The organism is Streptomyces sp. NPDC012510 (genome assembly GCF_042955065.1).
Classification (GTDB): Bacteria; Actinomycetota; Actinomycetes; order Streptomycetales; family Streptomycetaceae; genus Streptomyces.
Map to the genome: position 1 here is coordinate 467,962 of NZ_JBIBEN010000001.1, position 25,833 is coordinate 493,794.

Below are 25,833 nucleotides of genomic sequence, written 5' to 3' on the forward strand. Positions count from 1 at the left end.
GTGCTACCTGAGAGGGGTGCTACCTGACGGGGTGCACGACCATCGCCGCGCCGCCCCCGCGCCGTACCGTCTCCGCGGCGGCCAGCCACTTGCCGTTCGACAGCCGTTGGACGGCGGTGGCCGCGCCGATCTCCGGGTTCTGCCGGAAGCCGTGCCCGATGGCTTCGAGCTGGGTCCTCAGCGGGCTGTCCCACAGACCGGGTTCCAGCTCGGTGGTGGTCTGGTTGCGCTGGCTGGCGCGCGGCGCGGCGATCGCGTCGACCAGCGGCAGGCCCCGGTCGAGGAAGCCGGTCAGGGTCTGCAGCACGGTGGTGATGATGGTCGCGCCGCCGGGTGAGCCGAGCGCCACCACGGGCTTGTCGTGCCGGTCGAGGACGATCGTCGGTGACATCGACGAGCGCGGCCGCTTGCCCGGCCCCGGCAGGTTGGGGTCGTGCACGGCCGGGTTGGCCGGGGTGAAGGAGAAGTCCGTCAGCTCGTTGTTGAGCAGGAAGCCCCGGCCCGGCACGGTGATGCCGCTGCCGCCGGTCTGCTCGATGGTGAGCGTGTAGGCGACGACGTTGCCCCACTTGTCGGCGACCGTGAGGTGGGTGGTGCTGTCGCCCTCGTACGTCGTCGGCGCGGCCGTACCGCCTGTCGCGCAGGGAGCGGGGTTGCGCGGGTCACCCGGTGCGACCGGGCTGGTGAGCACCGCGTCGTCCTTGATCAGGCACTCGCGCGAGTCGGCGAACCGCTGCGACAGCAGCCCCTTCGTCGGTACGTCCTCGAAGGCGGGGTCGCCGACCCAGCGGCCCCGGTCGGCGAAGGCGATACGACTGGCCTCGATGTAGCGGTGCAGATACTGGACGTCGGTCGCCTTCGACAGGTCGGTCCGCTCCAGCATGTTGAGGGCCTCGGCGACCGTCGTGCCGCCGGAGGACGAGGGCGCCATGCCGTAGACGTCGAGGCCTCGGTACGTCGCCTTGGTGGGCGCCTGGCGCTTGGTGCGGTAGGCGGCGAGGTCGGCGGTCGTGAGGTCGCCGGGGCGGGCGTTGTAACCCGAACCCGGGTCGACCGGGGGTTTGTTGACCGTGTCGACGATGTCCCGGGCGAGGTCGCCCCGGTAGAGGGCGCCCAGTCCCTCACGGGCCAACTTCGCGTAGGTGCGGGCGAGGTCGGGGTTCCTGAGGGTCGAGCCGACCACCGGCAGCTCACCACCGGGCAGATACAGGTCGACCGTGGCCGGGAAGTTCCGGAAGCGGGCCTCGTTGGAGGCGGTCTGGGCACGGAAGGTCTCGTCGACGGTGAACCCGTCGCGGGCGAGCTTCTCGGCGGGCTTCAACAGTGTGCCGAGCGGCTTGCTGCCCCAACTCCGCAGCGCGGTCTGCCAGGTGGCGGGCGTGCCGGGGGTGCCGACGCTCAGCCCGCTGGTGACGGCCTCCGCGAACGGGATCGGCTGCCCGTTCTCCAGGAAGAGGTCCTCGCCCGCGCTCTTGGGCGCGGTCTCCCGGCCGTCGACGGTGTGCACCGTACGGGACCCGGCGTCGTAGTAGACGAAGTAGCCGCCTCCGCCGATGCCGGCGGAGTAGGGCTCGGTGACGCCAAGCGCGGCGGCCGTGGCGACGGCAGCGTCCACCGCGTTGCCGCCCTTGCGGAGCACCTCGATGCCGGCGGCGGAGGCGTCCGGGTCGACGCTGGACACGGCGCCGCCGTACCCGACGGCGACCGGCTTCTTCTCGACGGTGGGGGTCGAGGCGGAGGTCGGCGGGGCCGCCCCCACCGACACGACGGCGGACGTAGCCGCCAGTACAGCCAGTTTCCGCGCGACAGGGCGACGCAGACGCATCGATACCTCCAGTCAAGGACCGTTCGCGCAGACTAACGCGGTTGCCATGGTCTCGTCAGGAGGCGCCCCGAAGCCGTACGCCGGACGGGGATTCGGGCGGCGTTCGACGGCGCCCGCTACCATGCGCGGCCATGAATGACGACGTGCGCAATATCGTCCTGGGCGTGATCGCGGCGGGGCTCAGCGCCTCGCTGGGCTGGTTCGTCCGGACGTACCTGTGGAAGCGCAAGCTCCGCCGCAAGCAGACGTTCTTCGGGTTGCCCGACAACTCCGAGTCCCTGCTGGTGGTCAACCGCGATCCGTCCAGCGCGGATTTGGCGGTCCACCGCTTCGACGTGTTCGCGCTGCTGGAGCTCTCCGCGCTCATCAAGGACTGCGGCGCACACGTGCAGATGATCACGCAGGAAGCGGTTCGGCAGGGCTTCGGCGAACGCACCGAGTTCTGCGTCGGAGGACCCGGCTCCAACCGCCGGATGGCCGCGCACATAGCGGCCATGTTGCCCGGCATACGCTTCAACACCGACCCCGAACCCGGCCCCGACCGAGCCGCCTTCGAGATCGGCAGCGAGCGCTACCGTCTGGAGCCCGGTGTCAGCGAGCATGTGATCCTGGCCCGGATCACCACCGGTCAGCCGGACCAGGCGCGGCCCGTGTTCCTGTTCTGCGGCCAGCGCGCGATCACCAACCAGGCCGCCACCCGCTATCTCGCCCGCAACCACGAGCGCCTGCACCGCAAATACGGCACCGGCACCTTCGTCCTCCTCCTGAAGGTCGTCAACTCCCAGGCATACGGCGCCGACGTGGTCGAACTCGTGGCGGACGTCACCCGCGCGGCCCAGAGTCCGCCTCCGTCGACGCCGGCCCAGATCTCGCACCGCGCCCCCTAGCGAACCACCGGAACGTTACCGTCACGTAACTTACCGAGGAGTTACTTCCGGTAAGGATGCCCGGTTACCGTCGGGTCACTTTGCACTGACACGAGTGAGGAGTGACCCGTGAGACACCCGCACGGCACCACATCGCGTACCGCCAAGGCCCTGCGCACCAGCGTCGTGGGCGCCGTCTCGGCCACCCTGGTCGCCGGCACGGCCCTCGGCCTGGCCCCCACCGCACAGGCCTCGTCAGGCTCCGCCCCCACCACCCGCTTCGTCGACATCGAGGGATACGGCGGCACGGTCCTCAAGGCCAACGTCGTCGCCCCGGCCGACGCCTCGCGCACGTACCCGCTCCTCGTGCTGCCCACGAGCTGGGGCCTGCCCCAGGTCGAGTACCTGGCCCAGGCGCGCAAGCTCGCCGAGGCCGGTTATGTGGTGGTCAGTTACAACGTCCGCGGCTTCTGGGAGTCCGGCGGATACATAGAGGTGGCCGGGCCACCCGACACAGCCGACGCCTCGAAGGTCATCGACTGGGCCCTCGCCCACACGCCGGCCGACGCCGGGCACATCGGCATGGCAGGGCTGTCGTACGGCGCGGGCATCAGCCTGCTCACCGCCGCGCAGGACCCGCGCGTCAAGGCGGTCGCCGCGCTGAGCGGCTGGGCGGACCTGATCGACTCGATCTACGGCGGGCGCACCCAGCACCTCCAGGCGGCCGCCCTGCTGGACGGAGCCGGCCGGGTCACCGGCCGCCAGGGCCCCGAACTGCAGCAGATCTTCAAGGACTTCTACGCCTCCGACCTGGACAAGGAGGGCGACATGATCGCCTGGGGGGAGAAACGTTCCCCCGAGGCCTATACGGACCGGCTCAACACCAACGGCACGGCGGTCATGCTCGCCAACGCCTGGGGCGACTCGATCTTCCCGCCCAACCAGTACGCCGACTTCTACGAGAAGCTCACCGGCCCCAAGCGGCTTCAGCTGCGGCCCGGAGACCACGCCACCACCGAGATGACCGGCCTGTTCGGACTGCCCAACGACGTGTGGACGGACACACAGCGCTGGTTCGACCGGTACCTCAAGGGCACGGCCAACGGCATCGACCGCGAGCGGCCCGTCCAGCTCAAGTCCCGTACGGGCGGCGCCTTCGAGGGCTATCCGGACTGGAAGTCGGTCACCGCGACGCGCAAGAAGATCGCCCTCACGAGCGGCACCACGATCCGCGCGAACGTCGACTCGGGGGCGAACGGCGGCGTCGTCTTCCTGTCCGGCATCCTGGACCAGGTGGCCCAACTCCCGCCCATGGCCTCGATACCGCTGCTGCCGCGCCGCTGGGCGGCCGTGTGGCAGTCGGAGAGGTATCCGACAGCACAGTCCGTGCGCGGCACCGCCGAGCTGCACACCACGGTGACGGCCACCAAGGGGAGCGGCACCCTCGTCGCGTACCTGTACGACGTGGGCCCGCTCGGCCTCGGCAAGCTGGTCAGCCACGCGCCGTACACCTTCCACGGCCAGACACCCGGCCGGCCGTTCGGCGTGGACCTGGAGTTGCTCTCCACGGCCTACGACGTTCCGGCGGGCCACCGTCTCGCCCTGGTCGTCGACACGGTCGACCCGCTCTACATCGAGCACAACCCGACCGGCGCGCAGCTGACCTTCTCCTCGCCGCCGAACGACCCGTCGTACGTGTCGATCCCGCTGCGCGAGCAGTGATCTCCGGCTGCCGCCGGGCGGGCCTGGCCCTCGGGCTACTGCGCGCCTGGCAGCAGCGTCCCTGTCTCGGCCGGGGTGGCGTCCACGGCCTCGCTCACCCCCAAGTGGAGGAACCGCTCATCGTAGTCGAGGCCCGCGCCCGGTCCAGTGGCGGAGGTCAGTGCTTGAGGATCTTGGAGAGAAAGTCCTTGGCACGGTCGCTCTCCGGGTCCGTGAAAAACGCGTCCGGAGCGCGGTCCTCGACAATGCGGCCGTCCGACATGAACACCACGCGGTTGGCGGCGGAACGGGCGAAGCCCATCTCATGGGTGACGACGACCATGGTCATGCCCTCGCGTGCCAACTGCTGCATCACTTCGAGGACTTCGTTGATCATCTCCGGGTCGAGTGCCGAGGTGGGCTCGTCGAACAGGATCACCTTGGGATCCATGGCGAGGGCGCGGGCGATGGCCACCCGCTGCTGCTGGCCGCCGGAGAGCTGCGCCGGGTACTTCGGCGCCTGGTCGGCGAGGCCGACGCGGTCGAGGAGTTCGCGGGAACGCCTTTCGGCGTCCTCCTTCTTCCGTTTGCGGACCTTGATCTGACCGAGTGAGACGTTCTGCAGGACCGTCTTGTGCGCGAAGAGGTTGAAGGACTGAAAGACCATGCCGACATCCGCGCGGAGCGCCGCGAGCGCCTTGCCCTCCCTCGGCAGCGGCTGTCCGTCGATCCGGATCGTGCCGGAGTGAATGGGCTCCAGCCGGTTGATCGCCCTGCACAGCGTCGACTTCCCCGACCCCGACGGGCCGATGACGACGACCACCTCCCCCTTGGCAACGGTGAGGTCGATGTCCTGGAGGACATGCAGCTCGCCGAAGTACTTGTTCACGTCGTGCATCTCGATCAGCGGATCGACCGCCATGCCCTGCCCGCCCTACTCGCTCTCGACCGTGTCGTGTCGCAGGTGCCGCAAACTATCCGGACGTCAGGTGCCTCCATACGCGACACGCACTCCCGGGGATTAGCCGTATTGTCAGGAATCGCACCACATCGCAGAACACACCGTGAACCCACCGCGGGCGTCACCGCAAGCGCCACGCAGGCGCCACCGCAGGTGCCACGCGGGCGGTCACCGCAGGCGCCATGCGGGCAGTCACTGCTCAGCGATCTCCGCGTACAACCGGGAGAGCTCCGGTGCGCCACTGGCGGCCCACTCGTGGCCGGCCTCGACGACATCGATCTCCCGTCCGGAGGTCAGCCGCACCACGGGCTGCCCGTCGGGCCAGATCTCCCAGCGGGCGCCGGGGACGGTCCGTACGACGACCGTGCCCAGATAGAGCCCGGCGTCGTTCCCGAGCCAGGCCAGGGTCTCCTCGTCGTCGCGCCAGCGCGGGACGAGTTGGTCCAGTTCCTCCAACGAGGCCGCCGAGTCGTCGAGTCGGACTCCGGACCGCGCGGCTTGTGTACGCAGCAGCTCACACTCGGAGAGGAGTTCGGCGAGTCCCTCGTGACCGTCCTCGTCACCGTCGCCGCCGGTGAACACCGCGACCCCGAACGCGGGACCACGCCTCTTGCGCCAGTTACCCAGGAAAGAGATGTTCATGCGGCCAGCGTTTCATTCGCACCGCCCTTCGCACCACAGGCGCGCGGAAACCGCTTGTTCTACGGGAGTTCGCCCACGGTTCGCGCCGGCCTCGTTGACGGGGTGCTGACGCCTCTTTAGTTTCGTGGCGCATCTGTCGTCTCATCGTTGTACCGATGGCGTGGTGGTTGTCGTCATCGGCGTCATCGTCTTCACCGAGCGGGAGGGGTCACGCGTGCGTCGACGCGTCTGGGGAACGGCCGTCGTACTGGCCCTGCTGGCTACGGTCGCACCCGTCGCCTCCGCGCGGGCCGCCGACGCCGGGGCGGCCCAACCGGCGCCGCTGGAGCGCCTCTTCGACAACCGGGCGGTCAGCGACGACATCCGGCCCACCGAGGCCGACTTCGACGGCTCCGGCGGTTCGCTCTCCGCCACCGACCTGGCGGCGGCCGGGTGGACTCCCGGGCGGGCGCTGACCGTTCAGGGCGCCCGGCTGACGTGGCCGCGCCGCGCGGCGGGCCGGCCCGACAACGTACGCGCCGCCGGCCAGTCCGTCCGGGTGAGTGGCCGGGGCGACGCCCTCGCCTTCCTCGTCGCCGCCACGGGCGGCACGGAAGCGGCGGGCACCGGCACGGTCCGCTACTCGGGCGGTGCCCGCTCCACCTACCGTCTGGCCGCCCCGGACTGGCGTACCGGCCCCCTCGCGACCAAGGCCGTGGCACTCCCCCACATCAACACCCCCGACGGTCAACTCGCCGAGAAGGCACGCCTGTACGTCGTCACCGTGCCGCTCACGCCCGGTCGCGAGGTCTCCTCCGTGACGCTGCCGCGCAACCGGGACCTGCATGTGTTCGCCCTGTCCGTGCGCCCCGACTCACGTGGCTGGAGCGGCAGTTGGGCCGCCTCCACCTCCGGATACACGGCCGTCGGGCCGTGGACCGACCGGACGCTGCGGCTGGTCGTCCACACCTCTGCGGGCGGACCTCGGGTACGGATCAGGCTCGACAACACCTTCGCCTCGGCGCCGGTGCGGGTCGAAAGCGCGACCGTGGCCCTGCAGGCGGCGGGGGCGACGGCCCGGAGCACGCCGGTGGCGCTGCCGTTCCGAGGCTCGTCCAGCACCGAAATCCCGGCGGGCACACAGGCCTTCAGCGACCCGCTGGGCTTCGAGGTACCCCCGGACACCAACCTGCTGGTGAGCTTCCACCTGCCGGGGACCGTGTCGGCCGCGCCCGTGCACCGGCTCGCCCAGCAGACGTCGTACGTCAGCGAGCCGGGCGACCACGCGGGCGACAGCTCGGCGGCGGCGTACACCTCCACGCTGACCACCTGGCCACTGCTGACCGGCGTGGACGTGGGCGGCGGACCGGGCTCCGTCGTTGTCCTCGGGGACTCGATCACCGACGGGGAGAAGTCCACGGTCGGCGCGAACCGGCGGTGGCCGGACGTCCTCGCCGACCGACTGCTGAGCCAGAACGCGATCCCGCACTACGGGGTCCTCAACCAGGGGATCTCGGCGAACCGTGTGGTCACCGACCGCTACCCCGGCGACGGCGTCTCCACCGACACGGGCGGCGTCAGCGCCCTGCACCGCCTCGACCGTGATGTGCTCGCCCAGACATCGGCCCGCACCGTCGTCGTCTTCGAGGGCGTCAACGACGTCCGCTGGGGCACGACGGCGGACGAGGTGATCACCGGGCTGCGGGAGATCGCCGCCCGGGCCCACGCACGCGGTCTACGGGTGCTTGTGGCGACGATCGCGCCCTGCGAGGGCGAGGCCCGCTGCACCGCCGCCGTCGACGCCCAGCGGGTCGCGGTCAACGAGTGGATCCGGGGCAGCGACGACTTCGAGGGCGTCCTCGACTTCGACGCGGTCCTCCGGGACCCGGAGCGGCCGAGCCGGATGCTCCCGGCGTACGACAGCGGGGACCGTCTGCACCCCGGGGACGCGGGACTGGCGGCGCTGGCCGAGTCGGTCGACCTCCGTCTGCTGTGACCGGCTACACGTCCAGGTCGGCCACGACCGGCGCGTGGTCCGAGGCGCCCTTGCCCTTGCGCTCCTCGCGGTCCACGTACGAGTCGGTCACCGCCTTGGCGAACGCCTCGTTGCCGTAGACCAGGTCGATGCGCATGCCCCGGTTCTTCGGGAAGCAGAGCTGGCGGTAGTCCCAGTACGTGAAGGGGTGCTCGTACTTGAGGGGGCGGGGGACGATGTCGGAGAGGCCGGCCTCGCGGAGGGAGGCGAGGGCGGCGCGCTCGGCGGGGGTGACGTGGGTGAGGCCCTCGAAGGCGGCGATGTCGTACACGTCGTCGTCCGTCGGCGCCACGTTGTAGTCGCCCATCACGGCGAAGGGGCGGCTGCCGCCCGCGTCACCGGCGACGGCGGCCTTGAGGGCCTCGAACCACTGCAGCTTGTACGCGTAGTGCGGGTGGTCGATCTCGCGGCCGTTCGGCACGTACACCGACCAGACGCGGACCGGGCCGCAGGTCGCGGAGATCGCGCGCGGCTCCACGACGCCGTCGAAGCCGGGATCGCCGGGCAGGCCCTTGACGACGTCCTCGATGCCGACGCGGGAGATCACCGCCACGCCGTTCCACCGGCCCGTCGCGTGCACCGCCGCCTCGTAGCCCGCCTCGCGCAGCGCGTCGAACGGGAAGCCGTCCTCGGCGATCTTGGCCTCCTGGAGGCAGAGCACGTCCGTGCCGCTGCTCTCCAGCCAGGCCAGGAGCCTCGGGAGGCGGGCGGTGATCGAGTTCACGTTCCAGGTCGCGATGCGCATGTCCCACAACCTACCGGGCGGGTCTGACAACGCCTCTCCCGCCCGGTCGTCACCCTCTAACCTGCGCGTTTCTCAGATGTCCGCGGAGGCGCCGGGCGCCAGGCGCAGGTGCTCCGCGCCGCCCAGGCCGCCGATCTGCCGGTCGTAGATGGGGCGGGCGAGATCGGTGAGGAGCGCGTCGTGGATGTCGTACGCGCGCTGCGGCTCGACCTCGCGGACGTAGTCGATGACCTCGGAGATCTTGCTCCAGGGGGCCATGACGGGGAGCATCAGCGTCTCGACCGCGTGGTCGGGGACGGTGAGGGCGTCGCCGGGGTGGAAGACGCGTCCGTCGTCGACGAGGTAGCCGACGTTGGTGATGCGCGGGATGTCCGGGTGGATGACGGCGTGCAGTTCGCCGTGGACCTGGACGTCGAACCCGGCTGCGGTGAACGTGTCGCCGTGGCCGACGGTGTGCACCCGGCCCGGGAAGGCGGCGGAGATCTTCTCGGCGACGGACCGCAGGGTCCAGATCTCGGCGGCCGGGTTGCCCTCCAGGGCCGTCCGCAGCCGTCCCTCGTCGAAGTGGTCGGGATGCTCGTGCGTGACGAGGACGGCGTCCGCGCCGGCCGCTGCGTCCTCCTCGCTGAACCCGCCCGGGTCGATGACGAGCGTGCGTCCGTCCTTCTCCAGACGGACGCAGGCGTGCGACTTCTTCGTGAGCGTGAGCTTCATGGGTCCATCCTGCCCCCCACCACCGGAAACCGGCTCACCCCTCGGGAGTGGTCTCCTCACGGATGACCTGCTGGGCGACGCGGAACGCGCTGTTCGCCGCCGGTACCCCGCAGTAGACGGCGGCCTGGAGGAGGACTTCCTTGATCTCGTCCGGGGTGAGGCCGTTGCGGAGGGCGGCGCGGGTGTGGAAGGCCAGCTCGTCCAGATGCCCGCCGGCGACCAGGGCGGTCAGGGTGACGCAGCTCCGGGAGCGGCGGTCGAGTCCGGGCCGGTCCCAGATCTCGCCCCAGGCGTAGCGGGTGATGAACTCCTGGAAGTCGCCGGAGAACTCGTCCGCCTGGGCCAGCGCCCGGTCGACGTGGGCGTCCCCGAGCACCTCGCGGCGGACCTTCAGCCCGGCGTCGTACGGATCCGGTCTTCCCATCGCCTCCGGCTGGACGGCGGCCGGAGCGATCGCGGCGACCGGCCCGGCCTGCGGCGGTACGACGGTGAGGGCCGGCTTGACCGGGGCCGCCGGGATGGCGACCTGGCCGGTGGCGGAGTCGTAGGCGGGCTGCCAGGCCGTGGAGAAGTGGCGCACGAGGAGGTCGGTGACGGCGGCGGGCTGCTCGACCGGGACGAGGTGCGAAGCGCCGGGGACGACGGCGAGCCGGGCGTCCGGGATGCCCGCGACGAGCGTACGGGCCTCTGCCGGGCCGGTGACCTGGTCGTCGGAGCCGACGAGGACGAGGGTCGGCACACCGATGCGGCCGAGTTCGGAGCGCACGTCGAACGAGGCGAGCGCCTCGCAGGCGGCGATGTAGCAGCCGGGATCGGTGGTGCGGACCATCTGCACGGCCCACTCGGTGATGGCGGGCTGCGCCGCCGCGAACCCGGCGGTGAACCAGCGGTCCGGAGACGTACGGGCGATGGGGTCGAGGCCGTTCGTCCGCACGATCACTCCGCGCTGGCGGAACTCGTCGGCCGTGCCGAAGCGGGGCGAGGCGGCGATCAGCGCGAGCGAGGCGAGCCGTTCGGGGTGGCGCAGCGCGAGTTCCGCGCCGATGGCACCGCCGAGAGCGCAGCCCGCGTAGCCGAAGCGCTGCACACCGACGGCGTCGAGCGTGGCCAGCAGCCGGGCGGCCAGCTCGGTGACCGAGCCGCCGGGGTACGCGGGGGCGCCGCCGTGGCCCGGCAGGTCGAAGCGGAAGATCCGCCACTGCTTGGTCAGTTCGGGAATCTGACGGTCCCACATGTGCCATGTGGTACCCAGTGAGGGACCGAGGATCAGGACGGGAGCCTCTTCTGGCCCGTCAAAGCGGTATTGCAGGGTGTTCGACGGTGTCTCACTCACGCCCCAGACCCTCTCACGTCTCACGGACGCCCCTATAACGCGGGGGTGCTTGAAACCGGTCTGATCAGGTTGAATACCTCGCGGGCTGCGTATCGCTTTGAGCTTCCCCCGGTGTGCGGGAGGTGCTGATCAGCTGGTCAGGGCGGGTTGACGGGGTTTCAGGTTCGTTCGTTCGGTCGTTGCCTGGTCGGCGTAGTGCTTCTCCTCGAACTCGACCGGGCTGAGGTAGCCGAGCCGTTTCTGGATGCGCCGGGAGTTATAGAAGCCGTCGATGTACTCGAAGAGCGCGAGGTTCGCCTCGGCCCTGGTCGCGAAGACGCGGTCGCGGATGCACTCCGTCTTGATCAGCATCCACAAATTCTCCGCGAGAGCGTTATCGTACGAGTCCCCGACCGAGCCCATGGACGCGTGAACTCCCGCACGCATAGCGAGTTGTCAGTTTCACGGACGTGTACTGACAGCCGTGGTCCGCGTGGTGCACGAGTGTGCCGGGCTCGACCTCGCGGGAGGCGAGGGCGTACTCGAGCGTGGTGAGGACGAGGTCGGCGTCCGCGCGGGCGGAGGTCTCCCAGGCCACCACCCGGCGGGAGAACGCGTCCCGGATCGCGGACAGCCACAAGGGCCCCTCGCCGGTGGCGATCATCGTGAGGTCGGTGACCCACAGCCGGTTCGGCGTGGGCGCCGTGAAGTCCCGCTCGACCAGGTCCGGAGCGAGCGTGGCCTTGGGATCGCGGCGCGTGAAGCCGCCCCGGCGCGGGCTGACGCCTGCGATGTCGGCCTCGCGCATCAGCCGCTCGACCCGCTTGCGGCCCACGTGCACACCTTCGCGCTTCAAGGTCGCGTGGACGCGCGGCGAGCCGTAGATCCCGCCCGAGTCGGCGTGGATCTGCCGGATCTGCTCGGTCAGCTCCGCGTCCTGGCGGACGCGCTCGCACGGCTCGCGCTCGGCACGGCGCCAGCGGTAGTACGTCGAGGAGGCAATGTGCAGTTCCCGGAGTACGCACTCGACCCCCAGATGCGGGTGCTCGTCAACCCGTTCGAGGCGCATGCAGGGGTGAACTTGTGCTCTCTCGTTGGTGGTACGCCCTGATCAGTGCCGCGTGCCTGCTGGGTTTCCTCGTCGCCGCAGCCCTCGGGGGCTGGGCCGATGAGAACAACGTCGGCTGGCTGTCTTCCGGCTGCGTCGCCATCGGAGGCGCCATGCTGGGCATCGGCCTGGTCATGGCCGGGCGGGCCCTTCTGCCCGGCCGGCTACGGCGGGCGATGTTCCGGGTGCCCCCACCCGAAGGACGGCACCGACGACCAGGGCCGCCTCGCTGAGTTGCCTGTACCGGCGCGGCGGCTCCCCTGCCCCGGTCCTCGTGCGGCGGTGGAAAGGTTCCTCCCAGCTGGAGCGGCCGGGGCCGAGACTTGCGAGAGCTGAAGGAAGGTGGGGATGTCACGGAAACCCGAGGAGCGAGTTCTTTGACGGCCCGGGTGGGATGTGCTTGAGCATCGTGTTCTGTGGGTGGACGGCGACTAGCAGTGGCAGCGCCTCCTGGGTGAGGATTGCTGCGACGTTGACGATGGTGGCCTGCGTGGTGTTGTTGGCAAGGCATCTTTTGCGGCGTACCCGTGGCCATAGGTCTTCTGAGCCGGATCGATCGACATCCTGAGGAACGCAGACGCAGCACCGCCGGGTACGCCGCCGACCGCCCACCGCCCGGTCACGGACCGCCGTCTTCGCAGACGGATAGGCTGACCGAGTCGGCCCAGCGGACCCCGCACGACATGGGCCGCGCGCCCTGTGCGCGGCTTGGAACGTCGAGGGAGGTACCCATGCGGCTGGCACGCGTACTCGCCGCCGCCCTCACCGCGGCACTGCTGCTCGCAGGGTGCGGCGGAAGCGACGCGCCGCCCCGCCCGTCCGGGGAGATCAAGGTGGCCACCGGCAACCCCGGCGGTGTCTACGCGGACTACGGGGCCGGTTACGCCGACCTCATCGAGAGTCGGCTGCCGGACGTCTCGGCGCGGGTTCTGCACACCGGAGGCAGTGTGGACAATCTGCGCCGGGTCGCCGCCGACCAGGCCCAGGCGGGCTTCACCCTCGCCGATTCCGCCGCCGACGCGGTCGCCGGCAGCGCGCCCTTCTCCCGCAAGCTGCCCCTAGTGGCGCTGGCCTCGCTCTACGACAACTACGTGCAGTTGGTGGTCCGCGCGGACAGCCCGGTGCGCAGCGCGAAGGCTCTGCGCGGGCTGCGGGTCTCCGTGGGGGCCGAGGGCTCGGGCACGGCGGTGATCGCCGAGCGCATCCTGAAGGTCGCCGGGCTCTCCCCCGACGGTGACCTGACCTCGCTGCGGCTGGATGTGCGCGAGTCGGCGACCGCCTTGGCCGAGGGGCGTATCGACGCCTTCTTCTGGAGCGGCGGTCTGCCGACCGGAGCCATCACCGAACTGCGCCGCAGCACCATGATCCGCCTCGTCGACCTCGGCGACATGGTCGACGAGCTCACCCGGTCCTACGGCGAGCTGTACACCGAGACCACCGTGCCGGCCGTCGTGTACGGGGCGCAGAGCGCGGTGACCACGGTGAGTGTGCCGAACTTCCTGGTGGTACGGCGGGACATGCCGGACGCGGAGGCGTACTGGCTGACCCGGCTGCTGTTCGAGGGGCAGTCCCGGCTGATCCGGGCGCACCCTGAGGCCCGCCGCCTCGACCGGCGTACGGCGATCGCCACCCACCCGCTGGAGCTGCACCCCGGCGCCGCTCGGTGGTACCGCGAGTCACATCCCTGACCGCTCGCAAGTACCGTCACCGGCTCCCCTCACAGCGGATCGGACAGGGGATCGCCGGGGGGTGCCGGCGCGGCGGGCAGCCGTACGGTGGCGGAGAGTCCGTGTGGCCGCGCGGCTGCCAGGAGCAGTTCACCGCCGCCCGCCTCCACCACCATGCGGGTGAGCGCGAGGCCGAGCCCCGTGCCGCGGACGTTCTGGTGACGTGTGCTGCGCCAGAACCTCCCGCCCGCCTGGGACAGTTCCTCCGCGGTCAGGCCGGGGCCGGCATCCCGTACCGTCACCTCGACCGTCTCCATCGCTGCCCCGGCCGGGGCGCGGTGCACGGAGACATCGACCGGTGCCCCCTCGCCGAACTTGAGGGCGTTGTCGAGCAGGGTGTCGAGTGCGTGGTCGAGACAGTCGGGCAGGGACAGCGCGCTCACGCCGTCGGGAATCTGCGTGGTGAGCGGGACACCCGCACCGGAGAAGGCAGCCCGCCAGGCATCGACCCGGTGCGTCACCACGGCGGTGACGTCGACCGGTCCCCTTTCCGCCTCCGACGCCTCCGCCCTGGCCAGCCGCAGCAGCCCGTCGAGCATCTCGCCGAACCGGTCGGCCTCCTCCACGGCGAAGTGCAGTTCGTTCAGACCGCGCGGGTCGTTCACGAACTCCTCCAGGTTCTCCACCCGCAGCCGGAGCGCGGTCAGCGGATTGCGCAGTTGGTGGGACGCCTGTGCCACGAACGCCCGCTGCTGCTCCTGGGAGGCGTGCATGCTGTCCGCCATCACGTTGAAGTGGTTGGCGAGGCGGCGCAGTTCCGGGGCACCCACCCGCTCCGACACACGGGTCTTCAGGCTCCCGAGGGCCACCTCATGGGTGGCGCGGTCCAGGTCGTGGACAGGACGGAGCACCCAGCGGACCACCGGCGCCGCGACCGCGATCACCACCAGGACGAGTGCCGCGAGGCTGCCAAGCACCACCAGGGTCAGATGGTCGGCCACCTCGGAACGGGCCTGTTCGGTGGGTGAAACGATCAGCACGGCGCCCAGCACACGGCCGTCGCGCCGGACGGGCTCGGCCAGCACGAAGGGCCGGTCGTCCCATGGCCACCACACGCCGGGCTGCTCGGGAGGCCGGTCGGCGAGGGCGAGCAGCAGCGCCGACCGCACCTGCGGCTCCTCCAGGTCGACGGGGCGCGAGGCGATCACGGTCTCGCTGTCGGCGTCGACCACCGCGACGCGTGAGTCGTAGAGGTTCGCGTAGCGGTCGGCGGCGGCCTCCAGACGGCCGGTCCGCCCCGACTCCAGGGCGGTGGCGGCCAGGTCCGCGAACCATGCGCCGTCCTCGACCCTCCCGATGAACGAACTCTGGACCGTACGCTCCGCGGTGGCCCGCACCAGGGGCAGGCTGAGCGCGACGATCAGACCTGCGACCAGGACGAAGACGATGAAGAGAAGTCGGCGGCGCATCCTGCGTCCTCACTCGCCTGCCGCCGCCGGACCGCCGGCCTCCGCGCCACCACCGTCGGCTCCCGGCCCGGTGCCGCCCCCCGGACCACGGGCCGCCCCCGGGCCCGCGGAGAGCCGGTACCCGAACCCTCGCACGGTCTGTACCAAGCCCCCCGCCCGCCCCAGCTTGCCGCGCAGGGTGGCCACATGGACGTCGAGGGTGCGTGACATGCCGTCGTACGTCGTCTGCCACACCTCCACCACGATCCGGTCGCGGGGTACGGCGGCACCGCCCGCGCGGGCCAGCAGGGCGAGAACCTCGAATTCCTTGAAGGTCAGGGCGACGCTGCGCCCGTCCACGGTGACCGTGCGCCGCCCGAGGTCCACCTCCAGGCCCTCGACGGCGACGAGCCGGTCCTCATGGCCGCGCTGGCTCACGCTGCGCCGGAGCACCGCCTCGATACGGGCCAGCAACTCCGCGGTGCCGAACGGTTTCACCACGTAGTCGTCGGCGCCGCTGCGCAGCCCCCGCACCCGGTCGGGCTCGTCTCCCCTCGCGGTCACCGCGATCACCGGTACGCCGCCGCGGGCGCGCAGTTCGCGGCAGACCTCGATGCCGTCCCGGTCGGGCAGGCCCAGATCGAGCAGCACGAGATCGGCGGGGGGTGCCGCCAGGGCGTCGGCGGCGTTCGCGGCACGCCGTACCTCGTATCCGTGGCGCCGGAGGGCACCGGTGAGGGCGTCGGCGACCCGGTTGTCGTCCTCGACGAGAAGTATCCGCACACGGCCTCCCGGTGGATGGAATCCGGCGGGCCCTGAGGCCCGGCGGCACAGGTGCCGAGGGAGCGCGCAGGTCACAGCCGGTGCGATGAGCGTAGAAGTGACCGCCGTCACTGAACCCTAAACCTACGTTAAGTCCTCGGTCGTGCTCTGTTGCACGCATGTGAACAGCTGCCACGGTCTGGGACACCACGAACCGCCTAGTCCCAGGAGAAGCCGCGATGAGCATGGCAACGGTGCCGCCCGAGCCGAGGCAGCGATCAGCCGAGGAGCTCGTGGCCGAGTTCGAGCAGGAGCGGCCGGCCCGGAAACTCTCCCCCCGGGTCTCCGCGGCCGTGTCCGTGGTGTGCGCCTCGCTGTCGGTCTTCGTGCTGTACGCGATCTTCTTTCCGGTTGCCAAGGGCACCCAGTACTACCTGACTCTCTTCCTCGCGGGGACGCTGCCGTTGATCTTCCTGACCCACCGCGGGACAGTGCGGGTACCGGCGCTGCTGCTGCCCTGGCGACGCGGTGACCGCACCGCGCCCGCCGACGGGGTGCCGGACAAGGCGGCTGTCCGCCACGACAACCCGGGGTGGCTCGACTGGCTGCTCGCCGCTGCGGCACTCGCCGTGTGCCTGTACCCGCTGATGGAGTTCGACGCCTTCATCGAGCGGCGCCAGCTGCCGACCTCGCTGGACACGGCGGCCGGCCTCGCCATGATCGTGCTGGTCCTGGAGGCGTGCCGACGCACCACCGGCTGGGTCCTGCCGGCCTTCTGCGCGAGCTTCCTGGTATACGCGTACTACGGCGGACAGCTGCCGTACGACTGGTCACTGGCGCACGGCGGCTTCGACATCGACGCGATCGCGGCCCACTTCTTCATGGGCACCGACGGCGTCTACGGCGTGCCGCTGAACGTCGCCGGCACCTACATCGTCCTGTTCACCATCTTCGGCGCCGTCCTCGACATCTCCGGCGCGGGCAAGTTCTTCATCGACCTGTCGTTCGCGGCCTTCCGCGGCTCCCGCAGCGCGCCCGGACGCACGGTGACCGCCGCGGGCTTCCTCCTCGGCACCGTCTCCGGTTCCGGCACCGCGACCGCGGTCAGCCTGGGCTCGGTCGCCTGGCCCGTCCTGCGCCGGGCCGGTTACGGCAAGGAGCAGGGCGGCGGAGTGCTCGCGGCCGCCGGGATAGGCGCGATCCTCTCCCCGCCGACACTGGGCGCCGCCGCGTTCATCATCGCCGAGTACCTGAGGGAGAGTTACCTCACCGTCCTGCTGTACGCGCTGGTGCCCACGCTCCTGTACTACCTGGGCATCCTCCTCGCCGTCGAGATCGACGCCCGCAAGCACCACACCCAGCCCGTCGTGGACGACGAGCCCACCTCGGCACTGCGCCTGCTGGGCCGGTTCGGCTACCACTTCCTCTCCCTCTTCATGATCGTCGGCTTCATGGCGATGGGACTGCCCCCCTTCAGGGCGGTGGTCTACGCGACGGCCCTGCAGTTCCTGCTGTCGTTCCTCGACCCCAAGCACAGGATGACGCCGCGACGCCTGTACCAAGCCCTCGCCGAGGGCAGCAAGTCGGTCCTCCCGGTCGTCGCCACCTGCGCCGCGGCGGGCATGATCGTCGCCGTCGTCACCCAGACCGGTCTCGGCCTGAACCTGGCCTCGGTCATCGTCGACGCGGCCGGGGCCTTCGGCGAGAACCCGACCGTGACACTGGTCCTGACCGTGCTCTTCGCGGCCGTGGCGGTGTCCGTCCTCGGACTCGCGGTCCCGGTCACCGCCTCGTTCATCATCGCCGCGGTGATCATCGCGCCGGCCCTGCTCGAACTGGGAGTCGCCACCCACGAGGCGTACATGTTCATTTTCTACTACGCCGTGCTCTCCGAGGTGAGCCCGCCGACGGCCATGGCGGCGGCCGCCTCCGCCGCGATCACCGGCGGCAACCCGATGCGCACGATGGTGGCGACCTGGAAGTACTCGCTGCCCGCGTTCCTCGTGCCGTTCGCCTTCGTCCTCACCGACAACGGCGCCCATCTGCTCGGCACCGGCGGCCTGTGGGGCGTCCTGTGGACCACCGCGGTCTCCGCCCTCGCCGTGGCCGCACTGGCCGCGGCCACCGGAGGTCGGCTGCTCGGCCCGGCGGGCCCGGTGGAGCGTGCGCTGTGCGCCGCCGCCGCCCTGTGCCTGCTGTACCTCGAACCCGTGGCGATCACCGCGGGTTGCGCGGCCCTCGTACTCGCCCTCGGCGTGCATCTCGTACGCCGTCGGCAGTCCACCCTCTCGGGTTCCACCACCGGTGAGAACCCCGAGGCGGACACCATCACGGAAGGACAGCTCTCCTCATGAAGCACCGGATGCGCACCCTGCGCCTCGCCACCGCCGCTCTCGCCGTAGGTCTGCTCGCCACCGCCTGCGGTGGCGGGAAGCAGACCGAGAACACGGCCGCCGACAGCGGCGGGAAGGGAGGCCGGCTCACCATCGCGACCGGCCCCACCACCGGCGTCTACTACCAGGTCGGCGGCGGACTCGCGGAGCTGATCTCCGACAACCTCGACGGCTACCGGGCCACCGCCACCACCACCGGCGCCTCCGTGCAGAACATCCAGGGCCTCGGAGCCGGCACCTACGACGTCGCCTTCTCCCTGCTGGACACCGCCGGCGACGCCGTCGAGGGCAAGCAGTCCTTCTCCTCCCCCCAGGACATCGAGGCACTGACCCGGCTGTACCCGAACTACACCCAGGTACTGGTCCGCTCCGACGCGGGGATCGACTCCATCGGAGACATGAAGGGCAAGAGAGTGTCCACCGGGGCCCCCGGCTCCGGCACGGAAGTGATCGCCAACCGGCTGCTGAAGGCCGCCGGGCTGGACCCCGCCAAGGACATCTCCGCCGACCGTCTCGGCCTCCCGGAAACCGTGGACGCCATGAAGGACGGCACGATCGACGCGCTGTTCTGGTCCGGCGGACTGCCCAGCGGCGGGATCACGGACCTCACCACCAGCCTCAAGAAAGAGGTCCGCTTCCTGGACGTGACACCGCAACTGTCCGCTCTGAACCAGGAGTACGGCGACGTCTACATGACGGCCTCCATCCCCAAGTCCGTATACAACCAGTCCAAGGACGTGCCCACGATCGTGGTACCGAACGTGCTGCTGGTGAAGAAGGGCTTCGACCCGGATCTCGCCGCCGAGATCGTCAACCTCGTCTACGAGAAGAAGAGCGAACTGGAGAAGGTGAACGCGGCCGCGGCCGAGATCGATCTCGACATGGCCGAGATCGTCACCCCCGTCCAGCTGAACCCCGGCGCGGAGAAGGCGCTGAAGGCCCTCGCCCAGAAGTCCTGAGCCAGGCAAGGGGCAGGTGGCCGGTCCGTCCCGGATGGACCGGCCACGCATCACAGACAGATCAGCCTCTGCCCGGCGCGGGCGCACCAACGCGCGCGAAGACAAGACCTACGACCGATCCCGGGACCCGCTGCCAGCCCCTCCTTCATATGCCTGCTGCCTCACGCCCGCCGGCCGTGTCCGCGGTGTCGCCGCCTGGTCCGCACCGCGAGCGCACCCGTCAAGGGGTGATCATGGTGCACACTCACAGAGAACCCCTGTGCCGCGGCTTCACCCTCAGCACGGGGGACGAGACCGTTCCCACGGCGCGTCGGCTCGTCCTGTCGACGGTCCGTGACTGGGGTCTGCCGCTTCCGGACGAGACACTGAATGACCTGGCGCTGCTCTCCGGCGAGGTGATCGCCAACGCGCTGCAGCACGCCACCGGCCCGTACAGCGTCGTCGTGAGCTGGACGAGGGCCCGGCTGCGGGTGGAGGTGGCCGACACGGCTCGCCCTTTCCGGACCTCGCATGGTGGCGGTCCGTACGCCGAGAGCGGTCGCGGCCTGTTGCTGGTCGCGGCTCTGGCGTCCGATTGGGGCAGTACGCCCACAGCCACGGGAAAGACCGTTTGGTTCGAGGTAGCGCCCCACGCGCCCACAAGCCATCTCGACCGGCTGGCGTCGTGACACGAGCGGCGCCGGAGGCTCCCAGCCTCCGTATTCACTCCGACTGCATGGGAAAGACATGATCTTGAGGACATTCGGCTGGTCGTTCGCCGTCACGGCGGCCGGCCTTGCCTTCGCCGCGTGGCAGTGGGGCTGGGAGGCGTTCGGGATCGTACTGATCCTGTCGATCCTCGAGATCTCGCTGTCCTTCGACAACGCGGTCGTCAACGCCGGGATCCTGAAGAAGATGAACGCCTTCTGGCAGCGCATCTTCCTCACCCTCGGCATTCTGATCGCGGTGTTCGGCATGCGGCTGGTGTTCCCGGTCGTGATCGTCGCCATCAGCGCGAAGGTCGGCCCCATCGAGGCGGTGCAGCTCGCCCTCGACGACCCGAACCGCTACGAGGACCTGGTCACCGACGCCCACCCGGCGATCGCCGCCTTCGGCGGCATGTTCCTGCTGATGATCTTCCTGGACTTCATCCTCGAGGACCGGGACATCAGGTGGCTGGCCCGGCTGGAACGCCCGCTCGCCAAACTCGGCAAGGTCGACATGCTGTCGGTAAGCGTCGCGCTGATCGTGCTGCTGGCCACCGCGATGACCTTCGCCACCAACGCCCACGTCAGCACGGGCCACGCCGACAAGTCCGCCACCGTGCTGCTCTCCGGCGTCGCCGGCCTGGTCACGTATCTCGTGGTCGGCGGTCTCTCCGGCTACTTCGAGGACAAACTCGAAGAGGAGGAGCACGAACACGAGGAGGAGGAAAAGGCCAGGGCCGAGGGCAAACCGGTCCCGGCGGTCACCCTGGCCGGCAAGGCCGCGTTCTTCCTCTTCCTGTACCTGGAAGTTCTGGACGCGTCCTTCTCCTTCGACGGGGTGATAGGCGCCTTCGCCATCACCAACCACATCTTCTGGATGGCGCTCGGCCTGGGCATCGGCGCGATGTACGTGCGTTCGCTGACGGTCTACCTGGTCCGCGAGGGCACCCTGGACGACTACGTCTACCTGGAGCACGGCGCCCACTACGCGATCGGCGCGCTCGCCGCGATCCTGCTGGTGACGATCCAGCACGAGATCAGCGAGATCATCACCGGCCTGGTCGGCGTGTTCCTGATCGCGGCCTCCTTCCTGTCCTCCGTACACCGCAACAAGACACTCCAGGCGGCAGAAGGAACAGCCGCAGCCTCGGGCGAGAAGACTCAGGTCTCGGCCGGGGCCTGACCAGCCGACGAACCCTCGTGTGCCGTTCCACCACAGCGGGTCGCCCGGGGAGCGGCCTCCCACTCTGCCCTTCCGCCCGCTCGACCAAGCCGTCGCTGCACGCTCCGCCCACTGCATGGGGCGCATTGACCAACGGCGCGCAGTACACCCGCGGTTGGCGGGGGTTCACCCCAGAACCTCCCCCTTACGTGCCGGAGGATTTGCCTTTAGTCTCAGCTCTGCTTACGAGTTACCAGCCAGTTAACAAGCCTTTGGATGGGCGCATCCGGGCCCGGAGGTCGATGTGAGTTCCGCGCAGTCCCTTCTTGAAAGCCGCCCCGTTTCCGTGGCACACCTCTTCCTCTCAAGAGTCCGGGCCACACCTGACCTGGAGGCTTACCGCTACCCCGCACCGTCCGACGACGGCCCTTCCGGCACCGAGCAGTGGCACTCGCTGACTTGGGCGCAGACCGGCGAGCGGGTCAAGGTGATCGCGGCGGGCCTTCTTGCACTTGGGGTGCGGCCCGAAGAGCGTGTGGCGATCTCCTCCTCCACTCGCGTGGAATGGATCCTGGCCGACATGGGCGTCATGTGCGCGGGCGCTGCCGCCACCGCCGTCTACCCCAGCACCAACGCCGACGAGACGGCGTACATCCTCGCCGACTCCGGCAGCCGGGCGATCTTCGTCGAGAACGCCGCCCAGCTGGCCAAGGTGGTCGCCCATGCCGACCGCCTGCCCGGGCTCGACCACGCGATCCTCTTCGACCCCCAGGCGGACGCCATACCCGTGGACGGCCTGGAGGTGCTGTCACTCGCCGAGCTCGAGAAGCTCGGCACCGCGCACCTGGAAGAGCACCCTGCCGCAATCGAGGCAGCCGTCGGCGCCATCGAGCGGGAACAACTCGCGACCCTTATCTACACCTCCGGTACGACCGGCCGCCCCAAGGGCGTTCGCCTCGTCCACGACTGCTGGTCGTACCAGGGCGTAGCACAGGAGGTCAGCGGGCTGCTGCGCCCCGACGACGTGCAGTTCCTCTGGCTGCCGCTGTCCCACGTCTTCGGCAAGGCTCTGATCTCCGGTCAGATCAGGACCGGACATGTGATGGCCGTGGACGGGCGTGTCGACCGCATCATCACCAACCTGCCCGCCGTCCGGCCCACCGTGATGGCGTCCGCACCGCGGATCTTCGAAAAGGTCTACAACGGCATCGCGAGCAGGGCGAGGGCCGAGGGCGGCGCCAGGTACAAGATCTTCCTCTGGGCGGCGCAGGTCGCCCGCGACTACGCCAGGGCGCAGCAGAACACCGTGGCGGCGACCGCGAGACGCCAGGTCCCCTTGTGGCTCTCCGTGCAGCACGCCCTGGCCGACCGGCTGGTGTACCGCAAGATCCGCGCTGCCTTCGGAGGCAATCTGCGCGGCAGCGTCTCGGGCAGTGCCGCGCTCGCGCCCGACATCGGCTACTTCTTCGCCGGCGCCGGCGTGCCCGTCCTCGAAGGCTACGGCCTGACCGAGACCAGCGCCGCCTGCACCGTCAACCCCGCCGACGACCTTCGCGTCGGCACCGTCGGCAAACCCCTGCCCGGGACCGAGGTCCGCATCGCCGACGACGGCGAGATCCTTCTCCGAGGCCCCGGAATCATGCGCGGCTACCACAACCTCCCGGAGAAGACCGACGAGGTGCTGGAGAGCGACGGCTGGTTCCACACCGGCGACATCGGAGAGGTCGACGGCGACGGCTTCGTCCGGATCACCGACCGCAAGAAGGACCTGTTCAAGACCTCGGGCGGCAAGTACGTGGCCCCTACGGAGATCGAAGGGCGCTTCAAAGCCATCTGCCCGTTTACCAGCAACGTCCTGGTCATCGGCAACGGTCGCAACTACTGCACCGCACTGATCGCCCTGGACGAGACCGTCATCATGCCGTGGGCGGCATCCCACGGCCTCGATGGCCACGGCTACGCGGAGGTCGTCTCGTCACCGCAGGTGCACGAGTTGATCGACGGCTTCGTCCAGCGTGTCAACGGCGAACTGCAGCGGTGGCAGACCATCAAGAAGTTCTCGGTGTTGCCGCGCGACCTCGACGTGGAGCACGGTGAGCTCACCCCGAGCCTCAAGGTCAAGCGGCCTGTCGTGGAACGCGAGTACGCCGAGGCCATCGAGGCCATGTACGAGGGTTCCCGCGAGGCGTGACCTCCATCGGTCCGGTGGTGCGACCGAGCCTCCCGGGCCGCTGCACGAGCTGGTCAAGGCGGCGTCCCCCGCCAGGTTCGTGGCTGCCGGGCCGATCACCGCCGGGACCTGCACCATCACGAAGGCGACCCGGCCACACATCCGAGGAGACGTCATCCTCACTCTGCATAACGCCGAAAGAGTGGCCGACGGCAGTGGGAGTCCTCTGGGACTTTTCTGGGACTTCCGGCTCCATAAACGGGCACGAGCGTGAAACAGCCGAAAGGCCGTATGTGCAGGTCAGCAACGCACAGACGTCGAATGCGGCAGGTCACGGGGCTCCCTTGTCTCTTCCGGGACATCTGACCGGTAGGGCTCAATATGTCTGCCCTTATCGTCGCCCGCCCTCGGTGCCCCATCAGCCTCCGCATGCGCCTTCCCCCCACTCCACCTCAGGGCTCAGCTCGTCGCGACCTGGCCCTGCCCGCCTTCGAGCATCCAGGCGATGACGCCGAACACACGCAGGACGCCGATGTCCTCACCGATACCCGCCTTGCCGCGGAGATGGATCAACTGATCACGGAAGGCACCGTTGTCCACCCGCAGGGCCGCAGGCAGCGCGGCCCAGAAGGAGTGGTCCACCTTCGGTCGCTCGAATAGCTGCTTGATGCGGATGTCGTAGATGGGGATGAGGTGCGACCGCTTGCGGGCCAGCAATTTTACCTGCGACAACCGGGCCGCTGCCGTCGGGTTTCCCTGGGTAGTGCTTGGTGCCGGCCAGGCGTTTCCACAACTCCCACACGGGTCCACCCTCCTCCATGAGCGCATCGCTTCCAGGATTCTCCAGGCGCGCGTCACGAGGGATAAGCGACAGCAAGCGCGCCCAGTACCCGTCGGGGTCGGTCAGCAAGGTGATCGCCCCATGCGGCTCCAGGGAGACGTTGCATCGGCCGTAAACGCGTGTCGTCACCGCGTCCTTGCGTCGGGTGCTCGAGAGAGGAGGCCCCGAGTGCAACGGGGCTCAAGGCGGACGCGGAAACTCACCTACTCAGAAGCCCCGCCGGGCCGCACCTGCGGGGCTTCTCGTCGCACTCCGCTCTCACACGCCTATCACCGACTGAGTCGACTCCACCGGACCGGAATGCCCTGACCTGGCATTACGCGCTCATCTTGGACCGGCCTGGACGCCCACGGACGGTCTCTACAACCTGTGCCAGGTAGTACCCAGGGAGGGGCCCAGGATCAGGACCGGGGCCTCTTCTGGCCCGTCAAAGCGGTATTGCAGGGTGTTCGGTGGTGTCTCGCTCACCCGTCTGAGCCTCTCATCTGTCACGAGATGTCATATCGCCGGGGTGGACCTCTCGGGCCTTGCCCCGCCCCGGCACTGCCGGACCTGCTGACGAGAACCCAGGTATACCTTCTCCGGCATGTACTCGTGGCCTTGTCGGCAGTAGGTGCCCTCCGGGCGCGTGCCCTCCTTCAGTCGCCACGAGCAACGCTTTCCTCATGGATCACGACCTCCAGGCGGTTCGCGTTGCAGGACACGGATGGGAATCGCCATGCCTGATACGTCGCCCCCTCTCGGTGCCCTCGCGTACGGGCTGCTGGCGGCTGCGATCTTCCGCGGTCTCCAGGTGGCTTACGCGCGCGTGGGCACGATCAATCCGACGACGCCGCGGGGCCTGATCGTGGCTGAGCGAAGTTAGTGGGGGTCAGGCTGGCACAGCGCTCCACTTGGCCATTCGGAGACACGGCCGTCTCGGCCGGCCCCACGACTGGGTCAGCCCGGCTTGACCGCCAGCGTCGCAAAATAGTTCGACATATATTGCGCGGATGCGTTGGATTGGTGCGGCGCTTCCGCGAAGCCGGTGAGGACGAACCCCGCGGCGAGTTGCCCGCCGATCTGGTCGGTGAGGGTGTGGCTGTATTCAAGAGGGGCATCCGCGCCGAACTTCGTGGCGCGTTCCTCGGCGGAGTACTGCGTGACATCGCTGTAAGGCAGCTTGTGCACGACGATCAGCTCGCCGCGCTCGTCGAGCGCCTCGTGGTCGAACAAGTACACATCAGGGTTGAGGAAGCCCACGAGCAGAGTTCCGCCCGGTCGCAGGACACGGAAGCACTCACGCCACACCGGTGCCAAGTCTGGCACGAATAGGTTAGAGACCGGATGGAATACGACGTCGAATGTCGCATCGCCGAAGGCGCTGAGGTCGCGCATGTCGCCCAGGACGGTGCGCAGCTCGAGTCCGTCGCGCGCCGCCACCATCTGGTCCTGGCCGAGCTGGCGGGGCGAGTTGTCGAATACGGTGACCCGCGCCCCTGCGGCGGCGAGGATCGGACCCTGCTGGCCACCGCCGGAGGCCAGGCACAACACGTCCTTGCCGGTCAGGTCCGTCGGCAGCCACGAGCGGTCGACTGGCTCACGCCCGATGAGAACAATCGACCAGTCGCCCATGCGGGCGCGCTCGACGTCCTCAGCACTCACCGGCCTCGACCACTCGTTGCCCTCTTGGACACACTTGTCCCAGGCTGCCCGATTGTGGGCAACGGGGTCGACAACAATGTCCTGCACGTTCAACTCCCTGCTACAGCCAAGCGGACACCTGCGGTACTGACAGTTCGGTGCCGCTAGCCAACACGAATACAGGGTGCGGGCTCAACGAAATCGGCGGGCATCGAGGTGTCCACGGGCTCGACG

Annotated in this window: 22 protein-coding genes and 2 pseudogenes; 10 read left to right on the forward strand and 14 right to left on the reverse strand. The window is 69.6% G+C overall.

Translation table 11 applies throughout. From position 1 onward, the window contains the following. Positions 1-19 precede the first annotated feature (19 nt). On the reverse strand, positions 20-1,825 hold the full coding sequence (gene ggt / locus ACFY9I_RS02065; RefSeq protein WP_390995264.1) for a gamma-glutamyltransferase: 1,806 nt from the start codon (positions 1,823-1,825) through the stop codon (positions 20-22). A 131-nt stretch (positions 1,826-1,956) separates the two neighbouring features. Between ggt and ACFY9I_RS02070 the strand changes: the two genes are divergently transcribed. Together ACFY9I_RS02070 and ACFY9I_RS02075 are read left to right on the forward strand one after the other, a co-directional pair. Continuing rightward, positions 1,957-2,712, forward strand: a complete 756-nt coding sequence (locus tag ACFY9I_RS02070; protein ID WP_390995267.1) for a hypothetical protein — start codon at positions 1,957-1,959, stop codon at positions 2,710-2,712. Between the two features lie 108 nt (positions 2,713-2,820). Further along, entirely contained in the window at positions 2,821-4,413 is a 1,593-nt protein-coding gene (locus tag ACFY9I_RS02075) for a CocE/NonD family hydrolase (RefSeq protein ID WP_390995269.1), read from the forward strand. A 157-nt stretch (positions 4,414-4,570) separates the two neighbouring features. On the opposite strand, the gene ACFY9I_RS02080 is transcribed toward ACFY9I_RS02075, so the two are convergent. Together ACFY9I_RS02080 and ACFY9I_RS02085 are read right to left on the reverse strand one after the other, a co-directional pair. After that, positions 4,571-5,314: an ATP-binding cassette domain-containing protein gene (locus ACFY9I_RS02080; protein WP_390995272.1), complete on the reverse strand. Its 744-nt coding sequence runs from the start codon at positions 5,312-5,314 to the stop codon at positions 4,571-4,573. 231 nt (positions 5,315-5,545) lie between these two features. Next, positions 5,546-5,995, reverse strand: coding sequence for a DUF6278 family protein (locus tag ACFY9I_RS02085; protein WP_390995275.1), 450 nt, complete (start codon positions 5,993-5,995; stop codon positions 5,546-5,548). A gap of 184 nt (positions 5,996-6,179) precedes the next feature. On the opposite strand from ACFY9I_RS02085, the gene ACFY9I_RS02090 reads away from it, so the two are divergent. Beyond that, entirely contained in the window at positions 6,180-7,970 is a 1,791-nt protein-coding gene (locus tag ACFY9I_RS02090) for a GDSL-type esterase/lipase family protein (protein ID WP_390995735.1), read from the forward strand. Between the two features lie 4 nt (positions 7,971-7,974). On the opposite strand, the gene ACFY9I_RS02095 is transcribed toward ACFY9I_RS02090, so the two are convergent. The 5 genes from ACFY9I_RS02095 to ACFY9I_RS02115 all read right to left on the reverse strand — a co-directional run bounded on the left by ACFY9I_RS02095 (position 7,975) and on the right by ACFY9I_RS02115 (position 11,849). Continuing rightward, complete coding sequence (locus tag ACFY9I_RS02095; RefSeq protein WP_390995278.1) at positions 7,975-8,754, reverse strand: exodeoxyribonuclease III; 780 nt, start codon at positions 8,752-8,754, stop codon at positions 7,975-7,977. Positions 8,755-8,826: 72 nt separating this feature from the next. After that, entirely contained in the window at positions 8,827-9,468 is a 642-nt protein-coding gene (locus tag ACFY9I_RS02100; protein ID WP_390995281.1) for an MBL fold metallo-hydrolase, read from the reverse strand. A gap of 34 nt (positions 9,469-9,502) precedes the next feature. Beyond that, on the reverse strand, positions 9,503-10,801 hold the full coding sequence (gene pcaC, locus ACFY9I_RS02105) for a 4-carboxymuconolactone decarboxylase (protein ID WP_390995283.1): 1,299 nt from the start codon (positions 10,799-10,801) through the stop codon (positions 9,503-9,505). 129 nt (positions 10,802-10,930) lie between these two features. Then, positions 10,931-11,227: an IS3 family transposase gene (locus ACFY9I_RS02110; protein ID WP_390995286.1), complete on the reverse strand. Its 297-nt coding sequence runs from the start codon at positions 11,225-11,227 to the stop codon at positions 10,931-10,933. After that, complete coding sequence (locus ACFY9I_RS02115) at positions 11,175-11,849, reverse strand: IS3 family transposase (protein ID WP_390995289.1); 675 nt, start codon at positions 11,847-11,849, stop codon at positions 11,175-11,177. Before ACFY9I_RS02115 ends, ACFY9I_RS02110 begins: the two co-directional genes overlap by 53 nt. A 14-nt stretch (positions 11,850-11,863) precedes the next feature. Here ACFY9I_RS02115 and ACFY9I_RS02120 point away from each other — a divergent pair, with 14 nt between their 5' ends. Further along, positions 11,864-12,121: a hypothetical protein gene (locus ACFY9I_RS02120; protein ID WP_390995291.1), complete on the forward strand. Its 258-nt coding sequence runs from the start codon at positions 11,864-11,866 to the stop codon at positions 12,119-12,121. A 498-nt stretch (positions 12,122-12,619) separates the two neighbouring features. After that, positions 12,620-13,576, forward strand: a complete 957-nt coding sequence (locus ACFY9I_RS02125; protein WP_390995293.1) for a TAXI family TRAP transporter solute-binding subunit — start codon at positions 12,620-12,622, stop codon at positions 13,574-13,576. A 29-nt stretch (positions 13,577-13,605) separates the two neighbouring features. On the opposite strand, the gene ACFY9I_RS02130 is transcribed toward ACFY9I_RS02125, so the two are convergent. Both ACFY9I_RS02130 and ACFY9I_RS02135 read right to left on the reverse strand, forming a co-directional pair. After that, positions 13,606-15,024, reverse strand: coding sequence for an ATP-binding protein (locus ACFY9I_RS02130; protein WP_390995295.1), 1,419 nt, complete (start codon positions 15,022-15,024; stop codon positions 13,606-13,608). A gap of 9 nt (positions 15,025-15,033) precedes the next feature. Further along, on the reverse strand, positions 15,034-15,786 hold the full coding sequence (locus ACFY9I_RS02135) for a response regulator transcription factor (protein ID WP_248509340.1): 753 nt from the start codon (positions 15,784-15,786) through the stop codon (positions 15,034-15,036). Between the two features lie 218 nt (positions 15,787-16,004). On the opposite strand from ACFY9I_RS02135, the gene ACFY9I_RS02140 reads away from it, so the two are divergent. From ACFY9I_RS02140 to ACFY9I_RS02160, 5 genes are all read left to right on the forward strand, one after another. Beyond that, positions 16,005-18,119, forward strand: coding sequence for a TRAP transporter fused permease subunit (locus ACFY9I_RS02140; RefSeq protein WP_390995298.1), 2,115 nt, complete (start codon positions 16,005-16,007; stop codon positions 18,117-18,119). Next, positions 18,116-19,117: a TAXI family TRAP transporter solute-binding subunit gene (locus ACFY9I_RS02145; RefSeq protein ID WP_390995301.1), complete on the forward strand. Its 1,002-nt coding sequence runs from the start codon at positions 18,116-18,118 to the stop codon at positions 19,115-19,117. The genes ACFY9I_RS02140 and ACFY9I_RS02145 overlap by 4 nt, the downstream gene beginning before the upstream one ends. Before the next feature lie 233 nt (positions 19,118-19,350). Next, complete coding sequence (locus ACFY9I_RS02150) at positions 19,351-19,785, forward strand: ATP-binding protein (RefSeq protein ID WP_390995304.1); 435 nt, start codon at positions 19,351-19,353, stop codon at positions 19,783-19,785. A gap of 58 nt (positions 19,786-19,843) precedes the next feature. Next, the gene (locus tag ACFY9I_RS02155) at positions 19,844-20,986 is read left to right on the forward strand and encodes a DUF475 domain-containing protein (RefSeq protein ID WP_390995307.1); all 1,143 of its coding nucleotides are present in this window, start codon (positions 19,844-19,846) and stop codon (positions 20,984-20,986) included. Between the two features lie 283 nt (positions 20,987-21,269). After that, a complete protein-coding gene (locus tag ACFY9I_RS02160) occupies positions 21,270-23,156 on the forward strand; it encodes an AMP-binding protein (protein WP_390995310.1) in 1,887 nt (628 codons plus the stop codon). A gap of 438 nt (positions 23,157-23,594) precedes the next feature. Here the strand turns inward: ACFY9I_RS02160 and ACFY9I_RS02165 are convergent, their stop codons facing one another. From ACFY9I_RS02165 to ACFY9I_RS02180, 4 genes and pseudogenes are all read right to left on the reverse strand, one after another. Then, positions 23,595-23,867, reverse strand: a complete 273-nt coding sequence (locus ACFY9I_RS02165; RefSeq protein WP_390995313.1) for a DUF6308 family protein — start codon at positions 23,865-23,867, stop codon at positions 23,595-23,597. Between the two features lie 43 nt (positions 23,868-23,910). Then, positions 23,911-24,105 (reverse strand): annotated as a pseudogene (locus tag ACFY9I_RS02170) (DUF6308 family protein); the annotation flags it as partial. A 240-nt stretch (positions 24,106-24,345) separates the two neighbouring features. After that, positions 24,346-24,444 (reverse strand): annotated as a pseudogene (locus ACFY9I_RS02175) (3-oxoadipate enol-lactone hydrolase); the annotation flags it as partial. Positions 24,445-24,915: 471 nt separating this feature from the next. After that, a complete protein-coding gene (locus ACFY9I_RS02180) occupies positions 24,916-25,707 on the reverse strand; it encodes a class I SAM-dependent methyltransferase (RefSeq protein WP_351201255.1) in 792 nt (263 codons plus the stop codon). Between the last annotated feature and the right edge of the window lie 126 nt (positions 25,708-25,833).